This window comes from Acidovorax sp. A1169 (assembly GCF_030704685.1).
Taxonomy (GTDB): Bacteria; Pseudomonadota; Gammaproteobacteria; order Burkholderiales; family Burkholderiaceae_C; genus Acidovorax.
The window spans coordinates 169,575-190,079 of the sequence record NZ_JAUZDX010000007.1; the positions used below are offsets into that span (position 1 = coordinate 169,575).

21 protein-coding genes and 1 pseudogene are annotated in these 20,505 nt (G+C 68.9%); 10 read left to right on the forward strand and 12 right to left on the reverse strand.

Annotated features, from left to right (window positions below; all coding sequences use genetic code 11):
* Nucleotides 1–7: 7 nt before the first annotated feature.
* Complete coding sequence (locus tag QYL93_RS14080) at nucleotides 8–796, reverse strand: hypothetical protein (protein WP_305744210.1); 789 nt, start codon at nucleotides 794–796, stop codon at nucleotides 8–10.
* Complete coding sequence (gene mnmG / locus QYL93_RS14085) at nucleotides 774–2,747, reverse strand: tRNA uridine-5-carboxymethylaminomethyl(34) synthesis enzyme MnmG (RefSeq protein ID WP_305744211.1); 1,974 nt, start codon at nucleotides 2,745–2,747, stop codon at nucleotides 774–776. Before mnmG ends, QYL93_RS14080 begins: the two co-directional genes overlap by 23 nt.
* A 169-nt stretch (nucleotides 2,748–2,916) precedes the next feature.
* Between mnmG and QYL93_RS14090 the strand changes: the two genes are divergently transcribed.
* From QYL93_RS14090 to QYL93_RS14105, 4 genes are all read left to right on the forward strand, one after another.
* Nucleotides 2,917–3,513 carry a Crp/Fnr family transcriptional regulator gene (locus QYL93_RS14090; protein ID WP_305744212.1) on the forward strand — a complete coding sequence of 199 codons (597 nt, stop codon included), beginning with the start codon at nucleotides 2,917–2,919 and terminating at the stop codon, nucleotides 3,511–3,513.
* An 80-nt stretch (nucleotides 3,514–3,593) separates the two neighbouring features.
* On the forward strand, nucleotides 3,594–4,091 hold the full coding sequence (locus QYL93_RS14095) for a DUF1772 domain-containing protein (protein ID WP_305744213.1): 498 nt from the start codon (nucleotides 3,594–3,596) through the stop codon (nucleotides 4,089–4,091).
* A 48-nt stretch (nucleotides 4,092–4,139) separates the two neighbouring features.
* The gene (locus QYL93_RS14100) at nucleotides 4,140–4,730 is read left to right on the forward strand and encodes an NADPH-dependent FMN reductase (protein WP_305744214.1); all 591 of its coding nucleotides are present in this window, start codon (nucleotides 4,140–4,142) and stop codon (nucleotides 4,728–4,730) included.
* A 24-nt stretch (nucleotides 4,731–4,754) separates the two neighbouring features.
* Nucleotides 4,755–5,015 carry a YkgJ family cysteine cluster protein gene (locus tag QYL93_RS14105; RefSeq protein WP_305744215.1) on the forward strand — a complete coding sequence of 87 codons (261 nt, stop codon included), beginning with the start codon at nucleotides 4,755–4,757 and terminating at the stop codon, nucleotides 5,013–5,015.
* Here QYL93_RS14105 and QYL93_RS14110 read toward each other — a convergent pair whose 3' ends face one another.
* Nucleotides 5,016–5,516, reverse strand: coding sequence for an Lrp/AsnC family transcriptional regulator (locus QYL93_RS14110; protein ID WP_305744216.1), 501 nt, complete (start codon nucleotides 5,514–5,516; stop codon nucleotides 5,016–5,018).
* A 190-nt stretch (nucleotides 5,517–5,706) separates the two neighbouring features.
* Between QYL93_RS14110 and QYL93_RS14115 the strand changes: the two genes are divergently transcribed.
* From QYL93_RS14115 to QYL93_RS14135, 5 genes are all read left to right on the forward strand, one after another.
* On the forward strand, nucleotides 5,707–5,982 hold the full coding sequence (locus QYL93_RS14115; RefSeq protein WP_370876975.1) for a hypothetical protein: 276 nt from the start codon (nucleotides 5,707–5,709) through the stop codon (nucleotides 5,980–5,982).
* Between the two features lie 33 nt (nucleotides 5,983–6,015).
* On the forward strand, nucleotides 6,016–6,741 hold the full coding sequence (locus tag QYL93_RS14120; protein ID WP_305744217.1) for an aldolase: 726 nt from the start codon (nucleotides 6,016–6,018) through the stop codon (nucleotides 6,739–6,741).
* Nucleotides 6,742–6,822: 81 nt separating this feature from the next.
* Nucleotides 6,823–7,722, forward strand: a complete 900-nt coding sequence (locus QYL93_RS14125; RefSeq protein ID WP_305744218.1) for an RNA polymerase sigma-70 factor — start codon at nucleotides 6,823–6,825, stop codon at nucleotides 7,720–7,722.
* 133 nt (nucleotides 7,723–7,855) lie between these two features.
* Nucleotides 7,856–8,314 carry a carboxymuconolactone decarboxylase family protein gene (locus QYL93_RS14130; protein ID WP_305744219.1) on the forward strand — a complete coding sequence of 153 codons (459 nt, stop codon included), beginning with the start codon at nucleotides 7,856–7,858 and terminating at the stop codon, nucleotides 8,312–8,314.
* 127 nt (nucleotides 8,315–8,441) lie between these two features.
* Nucleotides 8,442–9,674, forward strand: a complete 1,233-nt coding sequence (locus QYL93_RS14135; RefSeq protein ID WP_305744220.1) for a GAF domain-containing sensor histidine kinase — start codon at nucleotides 8,442–8,444, stop codon at nucleotides 9,672–9,674.
* An 11-nt stretch (nucleotides 9,675–9,685) separates the two neighbouring features.
* Here the strand turns inward: QYL93_RS14135 and QYL93_RS31950 are convergent.
* From QYL93_RS31950 to QYL93_RS14175, 7 genes and pseudogenes are all read right to left on the reverse strand, one after another.
* Nucleotides 9,686–10,889: pseudogene (locus QYL93_RS31950) on the reverse strand (FAD-dependent oxidoreductase).
* Nucleotides 10,886–11,824, reverse strand: coding sequence for an ornithine cyclodeaminase family protein (locus tag QYL93_RS14150; protein ID WP_305744222.1), 939 nt, complete (start codon nucleotides 11,822–11,824; stop codon nucleotides 10,886–10,888). Before QYL93_RS14150 ends, QYL93_RS31950 begins: the two are co-directional and overlap by 4 nt.
* A gap of 38 nt (nucleotides 11,825–11,862) precedes the next feature.
* Nucleotides 11,863–12,744 carry an amino acid ABC transporter substrate-binding protein gene (locus QYL93_RS14155; protein ID WP_305744223.1) on the reverse strand — a complete coding sequence of 294 codons (882 nt, stop codon included), beginning with the start codon at nucleotides 12,742–12,744 and terminating at the stop codon, nucleotides 11,863–11,865.
* An 81-nt stretch (nucleotides 12,745–12,825) separates the two neighbouring features.
* On the reverse strand, nucleotides 12,826–14,229 hold the full coding sequence (locus tag QYL93_RS14160) for an amidase (RefSeq protein WP_305744224.1): 1,404 nt from the start codon (nucleotides 14,227–14,229) through the stop codon (nucleotides 12,826–12,828).
* A gap of 17 nt (nucleotides 14,230–14,246) precedes the next feature.
* On the reverse strand, nucleotides 14,247–14,933 hold the full coding sequence (locus QYL93_RS14165) for an amino acid ABC transporter permease (protein WP_305744225.1): 687 nt from the start codon (nucleotides 14,931–14,933) through the stop codon (nucleotides 14,247–14,249).
* Nucleotides 14,930–15,595 carry an amino acid ABC transporter permease gene (locus tag QYL93_RS14170; RefSeq protein WP_305744226.1) on the reverse strand — a complete coding sequence of 222 codons (666 nt, stop codon included), beginning with the start codon at nucleotides 15,593–15,595 and terminating at the stop codon, nucleotides 14,930–14,932. Before QYL93_RS14170 ends, QYL93_RS14165 begins: the two co-directional genes overlap by 4 nt.
* On the reverse strand, nucleotides 15,592–16,380 hold the full coding sequence (locus QYL93_RS14175; protein ID WP_305744227.1) for an amino acid ABC transporter ATP-binding protein: 789 nt from the start codon (nucleotides 16,378–16,380) through the stop codon (nucleotides 15,592–15,594). The genes QYL93_RS14170 and QYL93_RS14175 overlap by 4 nt, the downstream gene beginning before the upstream one ends.
* A gap of 153 nt (nucleotides 16,381–16,533) precedes the next feature.
* Here QYL93_RS14175 and QYL93_RS14180 point away from each other — a divergent pair, with 153 nt between their 5' ends.
* Nucleotides 16,534–17,676, forward strand: coding sequence for a GlxA family transcriptional regulator (locus QYL93_RS14180; RefSeq protein WP_305744228.1), 1,143 nt, complete (start codon nucleotides 16,534–16,536; stop codon nucleotides 17,674–17,676).
* On the opposite strand, the gene QYL93_RS14185 is transcribed toward QYL93_RS14180, so the two are convergent.
* Together QYL93_RS14185 and QYL93_RS14190 are read right to left on the reverse strand one after the other, a co-directional pair.
* A complete protein-coding gene (locus tag QYL93_RS14185; protein WP_305744229.1) occupies nucleotides 17,652–19,307 on the reverse strand; it encodes a methyl-accepting chemotaxis protein in 1,656 nt (551 codons plus the stop codon). The two genes, QYL93_RS14180 and QYL93_RS14185, sit on opposite strands and share 25 nt — an antisense overlap.
* A gap of 104 nt (nucleotides 19,308–19,411) precedes the next feature.
* On the reverse strand, nucleotides 19,412–20,281 hold the full coding sequence (locus QYL93_RS14190; RefSeq protein ID WP_305744230.1) for an ABC transporter substrate-binding protein: 870 nt from the start codon (nucleotides 20,279–20,281) through the stop codon (nucleotides 19,412–19,414).
* Nucleotides 20,282–20,505 lie beyond the last annotated feature (224 nt).

Sequence of the window (20,505 nt, forward strand, 5' to 3'; positions counted from 1 at the left end):
CCTGCCATCAGGAGCCGGCGCTGTTCCAGCAGTTGGCTGGCTGGTCCTTGGTCTGCACCCAGTAGCGGGTGCCTTGGCCCAGGGTCGTATTCGTGGTGCGCATGCCCTGCAGGCCGCCGCTGTTCAGGCCATCCAGCACATCGGCCATGCGCCAGCCGCTGCCCAACTCCTTTTCGCACCGGGCCGAAGCCAGGGCTGCGGAGGTCAGGATCGCGCCCATGACGGGTTGGGTGGGTGCCAGCATGCCGCCGGTCCAACCGGCATAGATGGCATCTGCGGCCCCTGCAGGTCTGGCGGCCGTGCCAGGCTGGATGCACAGCACGGGCAGTACCACGCGGCACGAGGTGTCGCCCTGCTGGTGGTTACAAGGGTGGTCGTCCTTCAGGGGCCGGTCCGTCGCGCGGGGCTCCCCTGCACAGCCCAGGCGGGCGATCTCGGCAGGCACCATGGCATCGTCCGCCACCACCGCAAAGGTGAGACCGTGGCCGATACCCGAGTTGGCAGCCGCTGGCGCCGCAGCCGTGGGCACCGCCCCGGAAGCCACCACCTGTGCCGGGCGAGCAGGAACAGGGGCACCGCCCGACAGCACCGCACCTTCCTTGCCGGCTTGCGCCTCGGCACGTTTGTCGCGCTCGTGCTTCATCCACAGGGGGATGGCCAGCAGCAGCACCAGTACCGCCACCACGGCCATGGCGCGCACCATCAACAGGTCGCCCCGCTGGCGCGCGCGTGCCACCACCCTGCCCTTGCCGTCTCCCAAGCCCACGGGCCGCTCAGTGCGCTGTGGTTTCTGCATGGGCACGTGCGCCAGCAATACCACGGAAGGCACCCTTCTTGAGGTGCACCATGAGCAGCGAAATCGTCGCAGGCGTGATGCCCGAGATGCGCGAGGCCAGGCCCAGCGTTTCGGGGCGGTGGCGGGTCAGGATCTGGCGTGCCTCGATGGAGAGAGCCGACACCTGCAGGTAGTCCAGGTCGTCCGGCAGCTTGAGGTTCTCGTAGTGGGCGGCACGCTCCACTTCGTCCTTCTGGCGGTCGATGTAGCCGGAATACTTGGCGGCAATCTCCAATTGCTCGATCACCGGCTCCGCCAACGAACCCAGTGTTTCACGTGAAACCTCGGTGGATGCGTACTTGCCACCGTCCATGCCCACCAGTGCAGCGTAGCCCACATCGGGTCGACGCAACAACTCGAACAGGTTGTACTCGTGCTCGATACTCTTGCCCAGCACCCGCTCGGATTCGGCTGCAGGCAAGCTGCGTGGGTTCACCCAGGTGGCCTTGAGGCGTTCTGTTTCACGTGAAACAGCGTCGCGCTTGCGGCTGAAAGCGTCCCAGCGGGCATCGTCTACCAGGCCCAGCTTGCGGCCCATCTCAGTCAGGCGCAGGTCGGCATTGTCCTCGCGCAGCTGCAGGCGGAACTCGGCCCGGCTGGTGAACATGCGGTAGGGCTCGTTCACCCCCTTGGTGATCAGGTCGTCCACCAGCACGCCCAGGTAAGCCTCGTCGCGGCCCGGCAGCCAGGGTGCATCGCCCCGGCACTGCAACGCCGCATTGACGCCAGCGAACAGTCCCTGGGCCGCCGCCTCTTCGTAGCCCGTGGTGCCGTTGATCTGGCCTGCGAAGAACAGGCCCTCGATCTGGCGGGTCTCGAAGCTGCTCTTGAGCGAGCGCGGGTCGAAGTAGTCGTACTCGATGGCATAGCCCGGGCGCAGGATGTGCGCGTTCTCCAGCCCCGGCATGCTGCGCACCAGTTGGTACTGGATGTCGAACGGCAGGCTGGTGCTGATGCCGTTGGGGTAGAACTCGTGCGTGGTCAGGCCTTCGGGCTCCAGAAAGATCTGGTGGCTGTCTTTGTCGGCAAAGCGGTTGATCTTGTCTTCCACGCTCGGGCAGTAACGCGGGCCCACGCCCTCGATCTTGCCGGTGAACATGGGGCTGCGGTCAAAGCCGCTGCGGATGATCTCGTGCGTGCGCTCGTTGGTGTGCGTCACCCAGCACGGCATCTGGCGCGGGTGCATAGCCGCATTGCCCATGAAGCTGAACACCGGCACCGTGCCCTCGTTCACGCCGCCCGGCATGCCGTCGCCGGGCTGCTCCGCGCACTTGGAAAAGTCGATGCTGCGCCCATCCAGGCGCGGCGGCGTACCGGTCTTCAGGCGCCCCTGGGGCAGCTTGAGTTCCTTGAGGCGCGCCGACAGCGACACGGCCGGTGGGTCCCCTGCCCGGCCGGCGGCATAGTTGTTCAGGCCCACATGGATCTTGCCGTCGAGGAAGGTGCCTGCCGTGAGCACCACCGTGCGCGAACGGAAGCGGATGCCCACCTGCGTGACCGCGCCCACCACCCGGTCGCCCTCCATCATCAGGTCGTCCACCGCCTGCTGGAACAGCCACAGGTTGGGCTGGTTCTCCAGCATGCGGCGGATGGCGGCCTTGTACAGAATGCGGTCGGCCTGCGCGCGGGTGGCACGCACAGCCGGGCCCTTGGAGCTGTTGAGGATACGGAACTGGATACCGCCCTCGTCCGTGGCCAGTGCCATAGCGCCGCCCAGGGCATCGACCTCCTTGACCAGGTGGCCCTTGCCGATGCCACCGATGCTGGGGTTGCAGCTCATCTGCCCCAGCGTCTCGATGTTGTGCGTGAGCAGCAGCGTCTTGCTGCCCATGCGGGCGGCCGCCAGCGCGGCCTCGGTGCCGGCATGGCCACCGCCGACGACGATCACATCAAATTCCTGGGGGTACAACATGGGAGCGCTCCGGGGCCTGTGGGGCCCGATAATCAAAAATCCCGGTACGACGCATGGAGGCGGGCCCCGCCTGGGCCTGCCGTGCATACCGGCCCCGCCCGGGCGCAGGGGTGCAAACCTGCACCCTGCCCCGGCGGGCAACCCGGGATTTTCCCACTTTGCGCCCACCGTGTCTGCCCACAGCCCTCTGACCCACTTTCTCACCCGACTGGTGGGCGATCCGCCCGTACCGGTGGCAGCGTGGTGGGCGAGTTCCCGGCCTGTCGACTTCGACAAGGGCCAGCCCCTGCTGCGCGCTGGAGAACCGTGGCACCACCTGTGGTGGGTGGAGCGCGGCGCCCTGCGCCTGTACCTCGTGGACCGAGACGGAGCGGAAGCCAACAAGAACTTCTTTCTCGACGGCGCGCTGTTCTGGCCGATCACGCCCAGCCTGCGACAACAGCCAGCAATGTTCCACGTGGAACCCTTGGAGGACAGCCGGGTGTGGGCACTGCCCATGCCCGAACCGGGCGTGGCCGCCCCCAGCGATGGCTGGGCGCCCTGGGCAGCACTCGAGCACCGGGTTCTGTGCGCCCTGCTCGACGGCAAGATGCAGCGCGAGCAGGAGTTCCTGCAACTGGGGGCGCGCGAGCGCTATGCCCGGCTGCTGGCCCAGCACCCCGACTGGCCCGCGCGCATCGCCCTGCGGCACCTGGCCTCGTACCTCGGTGTCACCGATGTCACGCTCTCGCGCGTGCGCAGCGAGATGGGCCTTATCAAAAGTTAAGGCGACAAGCCATCGCCGTGTGCACAGTGGGCTCCATGCCTCCCCATACCCACCCTTCCCACCTCCACTCCGCCATCACCGTGGCTCCCCACTTCCTGGCGGTCGTCTGGCTCGGCCTCATGGCCGGTTTCTTCGGCACCTACAGCGGCAATGTGAACCTGGCCATGTTGCAGATGGATGGCGCGACCTACGCCACCGTGCAGTCGGCCCTGAACCGCAACGTGCGCCACAGCCTGTTCTTTGCGCTGTTCTTCGGCCCGCCCGTCTGGTGTGCTCTGGCCCTGGTCACCGGCTCGGCTCGGCGCCGCGAAGCCTGGTGGCCCGCGCTGGCCGCCGTGCTGCTGGCCTATCTGCTGGGCATCGTCTTCTTCACGCAGCAGGTGAACCTGCCGCTCAATGCGACCACCGAGGCCTGGAACCCGCAGGTGCTGCCTGCCGACTGGGCCCAGGTGCGCGCGCGCTGGAACGCGGCCAACCTCTGGCGCGCCCTGCTCAGCCTGGCGGCCTTCGTGGCGGCCCTGGCCACGCTGGTGTGGCGGCTGGCGCCGCCGCGCGCGGACGGCTCGCCAGGTGGATAGCCCCGCGCTTGCAGGAATCCTGCCCTTGCCCTGTGCTCCAATCCAGCCATGCACAAGAACTCGCTCCTCGTCTTCGCCGGCAGCACGCGCCAGCAATCGTTCAACCGGCGCCTGGCCCAGGCCACGGCCGCCATTGCCCGCGATGCGGGTGCCGAGGTCACGCTGCTGGAGCTGTCGGACTTCGACATCCCCATGTACAACGCCGACCTCGAAGCCCAGGGCACGCCGCCCGACGTGGTGCGGCTCAAGCAGATACTGTGGGAGCACCCCGCCTGGATCATTTGCTCGCCCGAGTACAACGGCAGCTACACGGCCCTGCTCAAGAACACCATCGACTGGGCATCGAGCCCCGTGGGCGGCAACCCGGAATGGCAGGACGGCACCAAACCCTTCCGCGGCAAGGTGGTGGGCATGCTCAGCGCCTCTAACGGCGGCCTGGGTGGCCTGCGCTCGCAAAGCCACCTGGCACCGCTGCTGATCAACCTGGAATGCTGGCTCGCGCCCAAGGCCTTTGCCCTGGGCCAGGCCAGCACGGCTTTCGACGAGGTCGGTGCCCTGGTGCAACCGGCCCACCGCGAGCGCGTGCGTGCCGTGGTCGACCAGGTGCTGTGGGCCTCCGCCCGCCTGAATGCCGTCTAAGCTATCAAAACAATAGCAACTGCGATGCAGTGCCGATCCGGCTGCGGCGCCTGCTGCACCGCACCGTCCATCAGCTCCCCGATCCCCGGCATGCCCGAGGGCAAGCCGGCGGGCGTGCGCTGCGTCCAGCTCGGGGATGACGCGCGCTGCCTCATTTTTGGGCACCCTGCACGCCCTGCCGTCTGCAGCGGCCTGCAGCCCTCGGCCGAGATGTGCGCCGACAGCACAACAGCGGCCATGGCCTTCCTGACCCGGCTCGAAGACCTCACCCGCCCCTCGGCCTGATCAGTCTTCCTCTTCGTCGTCCTTGTCCGCCTCGGGAGGCAGGTCCAGCGCCACCCGGGTCTCGAACTTGGAGCAGTTCATCGCGAAGGTGCTTTTGAAGTTGCGCACGTTGTTGTTCGACGAAAGCACCTCGCGCGTGAATGCGTGGTAACGCTCCATCGACGCCGAGTTGATGATCAGCAGGAAGTCGAACTCGCCCGACACCTCGTAGCAGGCCATCACATCGTCCTGCGCCGCCATCTTGGCCTCGAAGTTGCGCAGCAGTGCATCGTTCTGCTTGTCCAGCTCCACCGACACGAACACCGTGAGCGGGCGCCCCACGCGCTGGCGGTTCACCACCCCCACCTGGCCCAGCAAAACGCCGGCTGCGCGCAGGATGGCAATGCGCCGCTGGCAGGTGGCAGGCGAGCTGTTGACCTTGCGCGCCATCACACGCAAAGGCTGCGAGGCGTCTTCCTGCAGCAGGTTGAGGATCTGGATGTCCAGGCGGTCGAGGTTCATGGCTTGTTCACGGTAGCAACGAATGATGGGACAAACACATCACTTTTCGCTTCATTTTGAGACACTGGACTGATTGAACGCTTGATCGCGGTGAATTTGACCGGGCAGGTCGCCCAACAATGCGTGGGAACCGTCCGACAAATGAGACCGCATTGCCACGGCACCCACCGCCGCCTATTTCGCCAAGCATGTGCTGCTGCAGGGCGGCGTGGGGGGCCTGGCCGCTGGCGTCGTCGGCCATTTCTGGGAGCGCGATGGCGCCATCGCCTGCCGGCCCGCCCGCGCCACAGGCAGCGTGGATTCGGTGATGGCGGGCCTGGCCAGCGGCGCGGTCGGCGACATGCCCATTCTGAGCGGCGACTCGGGTGCCGCCGCCCCCGGCGTCTACCAAGCCATCACAGGCCACAGCCCGGCCAGCGTGCTGCAGGCGCAGTCCTTCTGGATGGCACGCCCGTTGCACGGATGACAATAAATGAACCCACGACCCCAGGACCCCCCGATGACCCCTTCCGCCCTTGATTTCGACGCACCCGAAGTGCGCCGCCTGCGCGACGACCTGGCACTGGCCTTGCGCGCTGCGGCCCACCACGGCCTGTCCGAAGGCGTGTGCAACCATTTCAGCGTCGAGCTGCCCGACCGCTCCGGCCGCTTCCTGCTCAATCCGCGCGGCCTGATGTGGAGCGAAGTCCAGGCCGCTGACATCGTGCTCATCGATGAACAGGGCCAGCGCCTGGCCGGACGCCACGAGGTGGAACCCACCGCCATGTTCATCCATGCCGCGATCCACCGCATCTGCAAGAAGGCCTGCGTGCTGCACACCCACATGCCCTATGCCACGGCGCTCACGCTCACCACCGACCGCTGCCTGGACACCACGCTGTCGCAGAACGCCATGCGCTTCCATGGCCGCACCGCAGCGGACGCGCACTACAACGGCTTCGCGCTCGACGTGCGCGAGGGCGAACGCATCGCCGGCGTGCTGCAGGCGGCGGACATCGGCTTCCTCGGCAACCACGGCGTGGTCGTCTGCGGCGACCGCATCGACTACGCCTACGATGACCTGTACTACCTGGAGCGCGCTTGCATGGCCCAGGTGCTCGCCCAGTCCACCGGCCGCCCCCTGGCCCCGGCCAGCGCCGCGTTGGCGCAGCACGTGGGCGAGCAGTCGATGGGCGAACGCCTGCAGTCCGCGCTGTTCTTCGAGGCGCTGCGCAGGACGCTTTGAGCATTTTTGCGGGTCCGGGCTGTCACACAGCGGACCCCTGGCACGTCTGGTTATCGACCAGACTACGCTTGGAGACGCGCCATGACCACCACCCTGCCCCCGGCCTACCGGGCCGATGACACCTTCACCGCCCTGCGCCCGCGCCTGTTCGGCATCGCCTACCGCATGCTCGGCGTGCGCGCCGATGCCGAGGACGTGCTGCAGGATGCCTGGCTGCGCTGGAGCCACGCGGACACCAGCACCCTGCAGTCGGCCGAGGCCTGGCTGGTCACCGTGGTCACGCGCCTGTCCATCGACCGGCTGCGCACCGCCAAGGCCGAGCGCGAGGCCTATGTGGGCTGGTGGCTGCCCGAACCCCTGGTCGAGTCGCTCGACGAGCGCACGCCCGAAGCTGCAGCGGAGCTGGCGGGCGAGCTCTCGGTCGCCTTCCTGTACGTGCTCGAACGCCTGGGCCCCGAGGAACGCGCCGCCTTCCTGCTGCGCCAGGTGTTCGACTACGACTACCCCGAGATCGCCGCCCAGCTGGGCAAGACCGAGGCCGCCTGCCGGCAGATGGTGCACCGCGCCAGCGAGCGCGTGCAGCAGGCGCGCACCCGCTTCGAGGTGCCGCGGGGCGTGCACCACCAGTTGCTTGAGCGCTTCATCGCCGCCGCCCACAGCGGCCAGCGCGATGCCATAGAGGCCCTGCTGTCCGAAGACGCCATGCTCATCGGCGACGGCGGTGGCAAGGTGCAGTCCTTCCCGCACCCGCTGGTGGGCGCCTTCCGCATCGCCAACCTGTTCTGGGCCCAGTGGCGGCGCATGGCCGAACAGGTGGTCTACCGGCCGGTGCTGATCAATGGCGAGCCAGGCCTGCTGCGCTACATCGGCGGCCGGCTCGAATCGGCCCAGGCCATCGTCACCGATGGCGAGCGAATCGTCGCCATCTACGCGATCCGCAACCCGGACAAGCTGCAGGGAATCCCGCTCGCATTGGCCTGAAGAATTTTTCCGGCCGGGCTGTCACAACGCGCTTGTCCGGCCCGTCTTGAAGGGTATGGAGGGCCGCAAAAACGATGCAAAGCCTTCCACGAAGCATGTTCATCCCTTCATCATCAACGAGGAGTTTTTCACCATGTCCCAGCACACCGCCCGCCTGCCCTACCACCAGCTCGCAAACAGGGCCTTCATGGGCCTCGTGAACCTGTCCGAAACCGTCAAGAAGGGCAGCATCGGCGCCCGTCTGGCCGAACTCGTCTTCCTGCGCGTCTCGCAGATCAACGGCTGCGCCTACTGCATGGACATGCACTGGAGCTACCTGGTCAAGGACGGCATGGACCCACGCCACCTCAACGCCGTGGCCGGCTGGCGCGAGGCGCCCTTCTTCAGCGAGCGCGAGCGCGCCGCCTTGCGCTGGGCCGAGATCATCACCGCCACGCCCCACAGCGATGCCAGCGACGATGAGTTCGCCCTGCTCAAGGCGCAGTTCAACGATACCGAGATCGCCGAGCTGGGCTTTGCCATCGGCGTCATCAACGCCTGGAACCTGATCAACGCAGGCATGCGCGCCCCCATCCCGGCCCAGGCCGGCTGAACGCGCGCGTTTTCCCGCCCTGAACCCAGGTCGGCGACAATACGGGGCCGGCCGGTGTGGTGCGGCCCGGATCCTGATGCGCGCCCTGCCTCGGACCCCAGCGAGCCCCCTGGCGCAAAGGACCGGCATGCCGATCGCCCCGCAGGAGCTGGTGGCCCAACTGGACCCCCTGGTCTCCGATCCCCGCCGGCTGGCCGCAGTCCACAGCATCGCGCTGCTGGACAGCCCTGCCGAGGAGACCTTCGACGCCATGAGCCGCCTGGCCGTGAGCCTGGTGGGCGCCCCCGCGAGCTTCCTGTCCATCGTCGACGCCGAACGCGACTTCTACAAGAGCGCGCACGGCTTTCCCGAGACACTGGCCTCGGCACGGGAAATCCATGGCCGAACCTTCTGCCACTATGCCATTGCCAGCACCGACCCGCTGGTGATCGAGGACACTTATGCCGACCCCCTCTGGCGTGCCGTGCCCACGGTCGAGAGCCTGGGTGTGCGCGCCTACGTGGGCGTGCCGCTCATCGTCCATGGCCAGCCCATCGGCAGCTTCTGCGTCATCGACAACCATCCGCGCAGCTGGACCGAGACCGAGATCGAGACCCTGGTGCAACTCGCCAAGGCCGCCGCGCGCGAGATCCAGCTGCGCAGCGCGCTCAAGGAGTCCGAGGCCAATGCCGAACGCGCCCATGCACTGGCCAAGGCCAACGAAGAGTTGCTGGCCGTGGTGGCGCACGACCTGCGCTCGCCGCTGCAGGTGATGGGCCTGAACACCACGGTGCTCGCCCGCGCAGGCCATGCCCCCTCGCTGCCGGCGATCCGCCGCATCGAAGGCGCCATCACCTCCATGAAACGCCTGGTGGACGACCTGCTCTCCACCCATGCCGTGGACAGCCGCGAGCGCACCCTGTGCGAGACCATTGCGCCGGCCCGGCTGCTGGCCGATGCGGCAGACGCCATGGGCATGGTGGCCGAGCGCGCCGGCATCCACCTGCACCTGGTGCCCGGGCAGTCCGGCGAGGTCTTCGTGGACTACGCCCAGCTGCTGCGCGTGCTGTGCAACCTGATCGGCAACTGCGTCAAGTACTGCCCGGCGGGCAGCACCGTCTCCCTCAGCGCGACCGAGACCGCCGACAGCATCGTCATCCGCGTCACCGACGACGGCCCCGGCATGGGCGAGGCCGAGCAATCCTGCGCCTTCGAGCGCGGCTGGCAGGGCAGCGCCGGCGTGGCCGGCCAGGACGGCGCAGGCCTGGGCCTGTGGATCGTGCGCACCCTGGTCGAGCAGAACCAGGGCCGCGTCGCGCTGCACAGCGCACCCGGCCAGGGCACCGAGGTCGCCGTGCGCCTGCCGCGCCACCGCAGCTGAGCCCGCCTGCGCTAGTGCGGCCGAAGCATCTGTTGCGACATCTGCTGAGACAGCGCCGCAGCGCTACCCGCCGCCAACGTGAGACCCAGCGCACCGTGCCCCAAGTTCAGGTACACATTGCTGTTGCGCCAGCGCCCGACGATGGGCACCGAGGTCGGTGTCGCAGGCCGCAGGCCCGCCCACACCACCGGGTCGTCGAGTGCGCACAGGCCCGGGTAGGTCTGTGCCACCGCGTCCACCATCGCCTGCACGCGCGCGGGCGCCACCGACAGGCCCGTGGCCCCCACCTCGGCCATCGCCGCCACGCGCAGGCGCCCGCCCAGTGGCGCGAACACCGTCTTGCGCGCGAGGTCCGTCACGCTGGCACGCGGCCGGTGCACACCCGCGCGGAACGGCACCGTGATGCTGTAGCCCTTGATGGGCTCGATCGGCAGGCGCAGGCCCAGCGCGGTTGCCAGGGCCGGTGCACGCGGGCCGCAGGCCAGCACGAAGGCGTCGGCCGCGATGTCGCCGGCACCGGTCTGCAAAGCCACCACGCGCGTACCCTCGCGCACGAATCCCTGCGCCTGCACACCCAAGTGACAGCGTGCCGCCCATGCGTCGCACGCTGGCCGCCAGGTCCAGGCACAGGCGGTGCGGGTCTCCCACACATTCGTCGTGCGTCCACACGCCGCCGGCGAACTGCAGTGCCATGGCGCCGCGCAGCGCGGGCTCCCTGTCCAGGCATTCCCGCATGCCCAGCACCTCCTGCCGGCAGCCCATGCCGGCCTGCAGGCGCACCTGGCGCTCCTGCTGGCGCAGCGATGCGGCCGTGGGGCACAGCACCAGCTTGCCGTTCTCGGCAAAGCCGAAGTCCCAGCGCTCGTCCTGCATCCACTGCGCCAGGGTGGCGCGGCTGGCCTGCGCCAGCTGCAGCAGCTGCGCCGTGCAGGCACGCAGGAACTGCAGCCCCCAGGCCCACTGCCGCCAGTCCCAGCGTGGATGAAAGCGCACGGCCGACCCGCGCGCAAGCAGCAGCCCCGGCAGCGCCGGCAGCGTGGCCGGCGAGGCAAAGGGCTCCACGTAGCTGTAGCTCAGCTGAGCGCCGTTGGCGTAGCTCGTGGCCAGGCCCGGCGCGTGCGCGGCATCGATCAACTGCACCTCGCAGCCCTGGCGCGCGAGCTGGTAGGCGGTAGCGCATCCGATGATGCCCGCGCCGATGACACAGACCTTCATCGCCGCAGCTCCCCACCATGGAGCACGCGCTCAACCGCCAGCTGCGCCACCGCCACGTCGGCCAGGCCGATGCCCACCGACTTGAAGACGGTGATGGCCGGGCCGGCCGGACGCCAGGGTGCCTCGCCGGCATAGAGTTCGGGCAGGTCCACGAAGGGTGCATGGCTGCTGCGCCCCTGCCACAGCACGATCTCGCCGGCCTCGGCCAGGCTCTGCGGCTTCCACTCCACGATGATGCGGCCCGCCCGATCCATGGCGGTGTCATCCAGCTCGCGCCCCTTGGGCGTGCTGGTGCCGATGGCCGAGACGAAGGCGCCCGGTGCCAGCCATGCACCGTCGAACACCGGCGTGGCCGAGCGCGTCGCGGTGACCACGATGTCGGCGCCGCGCACCGCCGCTTCGGGCGTGGTGAAGGCCACGCGGCTGCCCGTGCGCGCGGCCAGGGCCTGGACCCAGACCGCATCACCGGCCGGGTCCACCAGCGCGATTTCCTCGAAATCGAACCACCCGCACAGGGCATCGGCTTGCGCCCGCCCCTGCAGCCCGGTGCCGAACAGCGCCAGCTTGCGCGGGCGCAGTGCCGCGGCCTTGGACGCCACCAGCGTGGTGATGGCCGCCGTGCGCAGCCGTGTGAGCTCGTTGCCGTCGAGCACGGCCAGCGGTTGATTGCTTTGTAGGTCGAACAGCACGATGGAGAAGCTGAACTGCCCACGCACCGTGGGGTAGACCTTGACCCCGGCAACGGCCCGGTCAGCCCAGACGGCACCCATGGTGCTCAGCCGCAGGTCACGGCAGTCGGTGCGCTGGCGCCGGTGCACCGCCGCGCCGCCAGCGGCCAGGCTGGCGAAGGCCTCGCCGAGCACCGCGGCAACGCAGCGGTAGTCGAGGGCCTCGGCCACCTGCCGATCGCTGATGAAGGGAATGCTGCTGCTCATGGAAACACCTCAGGAAGGGAAAGAACGAAAAAAGGGATTCAGGGAATGCCGTACTTGTTGGGGTAGCGGATGTTTTCGCGCATGTGCGCGCTCATCGGTATGCGCAGCGTGGCCGTGTCGAACCACTTGCGGTACAGCGCCGCCAGCTCGCCCGAGTGCATGAGGCCCAGCACCGTGCGGTCCACGATCTCGCGCAGCGGCGCGTCGTCCTTGGGCAGCATGAAGGCGTAGGGCTCCACCGTGAGGTGCCGGCCGGTCACGTGCAGGCTGTCGCGCACGGGCGATGCGGCGATCAGCCCATACAGCAGCACGTCGTCCTGCGCAAAGGCATCCACCAGGCCCTGCTCCACCAGGCGCACGCCCTCGGCGTCGGTGGCCACCACGGTCACGGCGATCTCCTGCTCGCGCTGCGCGCGCTGCACCGTCTCCTGAGCGGTCGTGCCGTTACTCACCGCGATGCGCCGCCGCCACAGGCTGGGCTCGCCGTCGAGCTGCACCGACTGGCGTGCCAGGAAGCGCACGCCCGTGGTGAACAGCGTGTGCGAGAAGTCCACCTCCTTTTGCCGGCCCACGGTGTTGGTGTTGCCCCCGCACTCGATGTCGATGCTGCCGGCCTTGAGCAGCGGAATGCGCTGCGCCGCCTCCAGCGGCCGAAAGTCCACGCGCAGATCGGGGCGGGCGAGCGCCTTGCGGATGCCGTCCACCACCTTGCGGCACACGTCGATCGAATAGCCCACCGTGTTGCCGGCCGCATCGCGGAAGGCGAAGGTGCCGGGCGTGGGGATGTAGCCCACATGCACCGTACCGCTGCGCGCGATGCGCGCCAGCGCCCCGTCCCTGCCCTGCGCCTGGCACGCCAGGCCCAGCAAGGACAGGGCAGCGAAAACCGCCAGGGACTTCAACAGCAGGGTGATAGGCATGGATCGCTCCTTCGGGAAAAAGCCGCCCCCCGCCGTGCACAGGGCGCGGACGACAGGCAAAGGGACGGGAGAGGCGCCGAGCTAACTCAGCCCCGGCGGTACGGCCAGGTGCCAGTGCGTGGCACGCTCGAAGGCATGGCCCACGCGCAAGGCCGTGGCCTCATCGAACGGCCGGCCGATGAGCTGCAACGACACAGGCAGCCCCAAGCCCGTGAAGCCCGCTGGCACGGCCACCGCGCACAGGTCCAGCAGGTTCACGAAGCGGCCGAAGCGTGACAGCGGCGTGGTCAGTTCGTCCACCTCGGTGAGCGGTATCGCGGCGATGGCATTGGTCGGAAAGGCGCATACCTCCACGCCATCCATCGCCGCCAGCATGTCGGCCTTGGCCCGCTCGCGCGCCTTGAGCAGATGGAGGTACTGGGCCGCACCGATGTCGCGCCCGAGCAGGATGCGCCGGCGCACATGCGGGTCGAACTCCAGCCCCTCCTGCTCGAACAGATCGCCCAGGTTCGCATAGCCCTCGGCACTCATCAGGCTGCCGGCCACGCGCATGGATTCAGCGCAGCTTTGCGGCAGCGCCCGCTCCACGCGCTGCATGCCCAGGCCTTCGAGCACCTGCACCGCCGTGTCGTAGGCGGCCAGCACCTCGGCGTCCACGTCCACGCGCTCGGCCTCGGGCAGCGTCCAAACCCGCATGCCGGCCACGCCGCGCGCTGCATCGAGCTGCGGCAGCACCGCGCGTGCAGGCACCGGCAGCGACACGGCATCACGCGGGTCGGCGCCCGAGAGCACGTCGAGCAAAATGGCGCTGTCGCGCACCGTGCGCGTGAGCGGGCCCACCGTGTCGTGCGTGGGGCACAGCTCGATCAGCCCATGGCGGCTGATCAGCCCGCGCGTGGTCTTCAGGCCCACCACCCCGCACAGGCCCGCCGGTATGCGCACCGAGCCGCCTGTGTCGGTGCCGATGCTGGCCGAGCAAAGCCCGGCCGCCAGCGCCACGGCCGAGCCGCTGCTGCTGCCGCCGGGCGTGCGATGGGTGCCAAGGTCCCAGGGGTTCCAGGGCGTGCCCATCGCGGCATTCGTACCCCAGCCGCCAAAAGCGAACTCCACCGTGTGCGTCTTGCCGATGACCACCGCGCCGGCCGCGCGCAGGCGCTCCACCACCGCAGCACTGATCGCCGAGGTGCGCGGCGGCCGCGCCCTGGAGCCGGCCGCGATGGGCTTGCCGTGCACCTCGAACAGGTCCTTCACGGCCACCGTCACGCCGTGCAGCGGCCCCAGGCGCACGCCGGCGCGCGCCATCTGGTCCAGGCCGCGCGCACTGGCACGGGCCTCGTCGGCATACACGTCGGTGAAAGCGTGCAGCTGCCCGTCGTGGCGCGCAATGCGTGCCAGCTGCGCCTCCAGCAGCGCCTCGCTGGACAGCTCTCCGCGCTGGATGGCGCTGGCCAGCTGTTCCAGCGGCGCATAGGTCATGGATGTCATGGGGTCCTTCGGGGTGTTCATGCCGCGCCCACCGTACGGCGCCCATGAGCCAGGCGGCGTTCCAGCAGCCGCGAGAGCATGGACAAGGGAAAGGCGATGGCGAAATACAGCAGCCCCACCAGGATGAAGATGTGCAGCGGCAGGAAGTACTCGCTGGACATGGCCTTGGCCGTGAGCATCAGCTCGTTGGTGGCGATCAGCGCGCACAGCGAGCTGTCCTTGAGCAGCGCGACGTAGCTGTTGAGCAGCGGCGGCAGCATCACCCGCAGGGCTTGCGGCAGCGTGACGTGCAGGAACACCTGGCGCGGCGTGAGCCCCGCGGCCAGCCCCGCCTCGCGCTGCCCGCTGTGCACGGATTTCAGGCCGCCGCGCAGCACCTCGGCCACGTAGGCCGAGCCGTGCACCCCCAGGCCAATGGCCCCCGCCCAGTAGCCCGACAGCGTGATGCCGGCCGCCGGCAGCGCGAAGTAGATGGCCAGCAGCAACGCCAGCAGCGGCACCGCACGCAGCAGCTGGATGAAGCCGTTGGCCCCGTGGCGCAGCAGCGCCACGTCGCTGCGCAGCATCCACACCAGCAAGGCGCCCAGCAACAGCGCAATGGCGAAACCGATGGCCGAGAGCTCGGCCGTGACGCACGCCGCCTGCGCCAGGCGCGGCCACCATTCGGCCAGGTACTCGGCATAGGTCGCAAGAAAAGCGTTCATCGCGCACCCCCTGCCGTGCGGCGTTCCAGCCGCGCAAAGGCCCAGCTGATGGGCAGCACCATGGCTGCATACAGCAGCATGGCGGTCAGGTAGATCAGCGGCGTCTCGAAGGTCGAGGTGACCAGGTTGCGCGCGTAGAACATGACCTCGGGCGCCGCGATGGCCGAGGCGATGGACGTGTCCTTGACCAGCTGGCTCGCGTAGTTGCCCAGCGAGGGCAAGGTCACACGCAGCATCTGCGGCAGCAGCACGCTGCGCAGCGCCTGGGCCGGGGTCAGCCCCACGGCCAGCGCAGCCTCGCGCTGGCCGGCATGCAGGCAGCGCAGACCGGCCGCGAACACCTCGCACAGAACCGCCGCGCCCACCAGGCCCAGGCCGATCACTGCGGCCGTGAGCGGCGACAGCCGCACGCCCACCGAGGCCAGCCCGAAGTACAGCACGAACAGGTGCGCCAGCGCCGGCACGTTGCGCATCCATTCCACATAGGCCGCAATGGTCAGCTGCAGCAGGCGCTGGCGCACGAAGACCACCGCCAACGCCAGCAGCAGGCCCAGGCTGGCTGCCAGCAGGCCGGCGCCCAGGGCCACCTGCGCCGCCGTGAGTGCGCCGCGCGCCAGCGTGGAGACGATGAGGGTGAGGGTGTCGATGCCCGGCATGCTCATGCCCCCAGCCCGGCCTCGGCACCCACCTGGCCCAGGAAGCTGCGCGTGCGCTCCATGCGCGGCTGATTGATCACCTGCGCGGCGGGACCCTCCTCCACGATGTGCCCGCCGTCCATGAAGATCACGCGGTCGGCCACGTCGCGCGCGAAGCGGATCTCGTGCGTCACCAGAATCATCGAGCGGCCCTCCTCGGCCAGCTCGCGGATGACGCCCAGCACCTCGCCCACCAGCTCCGGGTCGAGCGCCGAGGTGGGCTCGTCGAACAGGATCAGCCGGGGTTTCTGCGCCAGTGTGCGCGCAATGGCCACGCGCTGCTGCTGCCCGCCCGAGAGCTGCTCGGGGTAGGCGTCGGCCTTGTGGCGCAGGTGCACCTTGTCCAGCATCTCCTCGGCCAGCGCATGGGCCTCGTCGCGCCGCATGCCCGCGGCCTTGATGGACGCCAGCGCCACGTTGTCGCGCACGGTGAGGTGCGGCCACAGGTAGAACAGCTGGAACACCATGCCGATCTCGCGGCGCTGCGGCGCCATCTCGGTGTCGGTCATGAAGCGCCAGCCGCCCTTGCGGTCGGGCACCTGGCCGATGCGCTTCGATTCGAGCAGCACCTCGCCGGCCTGCGGCTTTTCCAGGAAGTTCAGGCAGCGCAGGCAGGTCGACTTGCCCGAGCCGCTGGGCCCGATCAGCGACAGCGTCTCACCCTTTTGCAGGTCGAAGGAAATGCCCTTGAGCACCTCGGCCGGGCCGTAGCTCTTCCCGAGGCCGCTGACTTGAAGCAGGGGATGGTTCACATGGTTCTCCAGACAAAACTGCGGGTGCCGCGGCACGGTCCTTGCAGCCGCACCCCTCGATACCCAATGCCTCCATGCTAGGAATACCGACCCTCTGTTCATTGCAGGCGGTCGCCGCTATATTGAACGTATGCGACATGCAGGGAAAACCCGATGCCCCGACCCAAAGCCCCCCCCGATGCCCTCTCTGACGAGATTGGTGCAGCCACGCACCAGGCCAGTGCACAGAACGCAGGCGACATTGGTGCACTGATCGGCCGGCTCGACGCCTCACCGCAGACGGCGGCCACGCGCAAGCGGCCCGCCAGCGCATCGGCCACCGAGCTGCGCGTGGGCATCCTGCTGTGGCCGCAGTTCCCGCTGCTGTCGCTGGCCGGGCTGTGCGATGGCCTGCGCCACGCGGCCGACGTGGGTGACCAGAGCCGGCAGATACGCTGCTCGTGGACCATCCTCGGCGTGCCGGGGCAATCGGTGCAGGCCAGCTGCGGCGTGGCCGTTCCGGTGCAGGAGTCGCTCTCGTCCGAATGCGACTACGACTACATCGCCGTCATCGGCGGGCTGCTGCCCGCCATCCCCACCGCGAGCCCGCGCTACCAGGCCTTCCTGCACTTCGCTGCCTCGCTGGGCAAGCCGCTGATCGGCATCTGCACGGGCACCTTCGCACTCGCGCAGGCGGGCCTCATGGCTGGGCGCCGGGCCTGCGTGCACCCCTACCATGTGGAGGACTGGAAGGCCGCCTTCCCGGCCCTCAGCTACAGCACGGACTGCCATTACGTGTTCGACGGCGACCGCATCAGCTGCGCGGGCGGCATCTCCATCGTGGAGCTCACGGCCGAGCTGGTGCGCCTGCATTGCGGGCCCGACCGCGCGGCCAAGGTCATCCACCAGATGACAGTGAACCCGGCCGCCAGCAGCACCCACGTGGCGCGCCGCCATGCCCTGGGCTATGGCACGGCCGACCACGACAAGCTGCGCCAGGCCATCGTGCTGATGGAAAAAAACATCGGCACGCCGCTGGAGATCGCGGTCATCGCGCGGCTGGTGGATTCGAGCAGCCGCCAGCTCGAACGCGTCTTCCTGGCCGAAACGCGCACCACCCCCTCGGAGTTCTACCGCAACGCGCGGCTCAAGTACGCGCGCTGGATGCTCACCAGCACCGACCTGCCCATCATCACCATTGCCTACGAGTGCGGCTTCTCGGACGCATCGCACTTCATCCGGCACTTCCAGCAGCTGTACGGCATGCCCCCGGGGCGCATGCGCAAGGCGCTTCAGGCCGGAACCGTGGAGGCCTGAAGCTGCGGCTGCGCGCGCACCGGCGCGGCGCGCTGCAGGGGGCCACCGTCGCCAGCGGTGCCTTCTTCGCCATGAAAGCGCGCCACCACCGCCACCAGCCGGCCCGACTGGGCGTGCAGCGCCTCCGACGCGCCACGCGCCTGCCCCACCAGCGCCGCGTTGTGCTGCGTGAACTGGTCGATGCGCGAAAGCACCTCGGTGAGCTGGCGCACGCCTGCATGCTGCTCGGTGCTGGCGGTCTGCACGGCGGCCATGAGCGCGGCGAAGGCGTTGACCGCCCCGATCACGCCGGCCGTCTGCGCGCTTGCGCGCTCCACCATGGCGCGGCAGGCGGCGATCTGTTCGTTCGACTGCGCGATGAGCTGGCGGATCTCCCGCGCCGACGTGGCCGAATGCAGCGCCAGGCTGCGCACCTCGCTGGCCACCACCGCGAAGCCTCGGCCCTGCCCGCCCGCGCGCGCCGCCTCCACCGCCGCGTTGAGCGCCAGGATGTTGGTCTGGAAGGCGATGCCATCGATCACCGCCGTGGTTTCGGCGATGCGCGCGCCGTGGCCAGCCACGGCCAGCATGCTCTGCATGGCGCCGTCGACGATGGCCTGGCCCTCGTGCGCCACGCTGCGCGCCGAAGTGGCCAGGGAGTGCGCATCGCGCACCGACTGCTGCGTGTGTCCCATGGTCGCGGCGAACTGCTCCAGCGCCGCGGCCGCCTGCTGCAGCTCGGCCGACTGCATCTCGGTGCGCTGCGACAGGTTGCCCGCCTCGTCGACCAGGCTGCGGCTTTGCAGCGCCACGTCCGCCGAGGCGCTGCGTACCTGCTGCACCGTGTCGGCCAGGCCCGCCACCATGGCGCGCAATGAGGCGATCACCGATCCCTCGGGGGCCACGGCACCCTGCAGGGGTACGGTCAGTTCGCCGCCAGCCACCCGGGCCATGGCCTGCGCCACCGCCGCGGGCTCCGCTCCCAGGCGGCGCGTGAGCGTGCGCACCAGCACCACCGCCACAGCGCAGCCCACCAGCAGCACCAGCGCGAGCGAGACCGCCATGCGCACCAGCATGGCATGCAGCGCGTCGATGGAGGCGGCCGCCGACTGCTCCACCTGCCGCGCCTGGCCCTCGCGCAGCTGCGCCAGTGCCTGCAGATAGGTCGCTTGCGACTGGCGCAGCGCCCCGGTGAGCATGCCGCGCGCCGGGCCGCGCGCACCGCCTTGCAGATGCGCCAGGAACTGGTCGCGGTCCTGCCGGAAGCGCGTGGCCGCCTGGCCCATGCGCGCCAGCAACTCGCGTGCGGCCGGCTCCGCCACGGCAGCCTGCAGCGCGTCCATGTGCCGGTCGATGCGCTGCTGCGCGGCGTCGATGCGTTCGATCTCGGCCAGCAGGTCCTCCTGCATCTCCACCAGCACCGCATCGCGCAGCGCACGCGACACGGCGCCCACCTCCAGCGACACCTCGTAGGCCGCGCTCCACATCGGCAGGCGCTCGCTGGTGATCGATGCGAACTGCGCATTCGCGGCCAGCCCCGCATGCAACGCAAGCGCCATCGCCATGGCCAGCAGCGCGCCGATGGCGGAAAAGCCCAGGATCAACAACGCGCGAATCGACAGCCCGCGCCCGGCCCGTTCAAGAAGTGCCATGGTGGAGAAGGATGAAAAAAGAAAGAAAAGAGGGGTGAACGAACAAGCCGCATGCGTGCGCAGGGCAGGCATGCGGCTCTTCGGCGATGCAGGCGTTCAGGAGATCACTTGCAGGAAGGCAGCTTCCAGTCGGCCGGGCGGTCCACCCCGGCGCGCGCGTTCTGGCCCACGGGGAGGTACCAGACGTCCTGCACCAGGCCGTAGGTCTTGCCGATCTTGCGCAGGTCGCAGGTCTGCCAGAGCTTGGCGATCTCGGTGTTGACCGCCTTGACCAGCTCGGGGTTGTCCTTGTTCAGGCCGAACACCACCTGGCCCAGGCCGGTGAGCAGCGGGTAGTCTGGCGAGGCATCGCTGAACGCATTGAACTTCACCTTCCACTGCGGGTTCTGCGAGATCGCGTACTGCATCACCGGCGGGTCGCCGATCACCGCGTCGATGCGGCCTGCCAGCAAGTCGCGCACGGCCGCGTCCGAGGTGTCGTACAGCGCCAGCTGCAGGCCGCTGATCTTGCGCAGCTCGGGGATGAACGAGAAGCCGGTGATGGTGCCGACCTTCTTGCCCTCCAGGTCCTTCAACTTGCTCCAGTCGGTCTTGTCCGACTGGGTGATGCCGTTCTTGAAGTAGTGGATGGGATCGCTCAGCGCCATGATCTTGGAGCGTTGCTCCGTCCAACCCATGGTGCCGGCCATCACGTCCACGCGCTTCGATTGCACCGAGGCGATGGTGCCCGACCACTCCATCAGCGCCGGCTTGACCTTGAGCTGCAGCGCCTGGGCGATGCGCTGCAGGATCTCGCCGTCGTAGCCGACCATCTTGCCGTCCTGGTAGCCCGTGCCCGGCATATCGCCCGAGAAGGCGATGGTGAAGCCCCCCTTGTCCACGGTCTCCAGGGCATGGGCCGACAGCCCCAGGGCAGACAGCCAGGTGGCGGCCGCGAACGAGGCCAGCAGCCTCGCGATTTTCAATGTTGGCATGGTGGTGATCTCCAGAAGTCCGGTGGTGGTTCCCTCCCATCGGGCGATGGGGTAAATCGACTGTAGGGACGCCTGCCGCGCGGCGATTGGAGGTGCGCACGGCGAAATGGAATGCCCGCGACATTGCGGGAATGCCCCAGGAAACAGGTCCGTTGTGTAGCCTGTCGGACAGTCCAAGGGCTGCAGGCGGCCTACAGTGGGCCTTCCGATACCCACAACTCCAG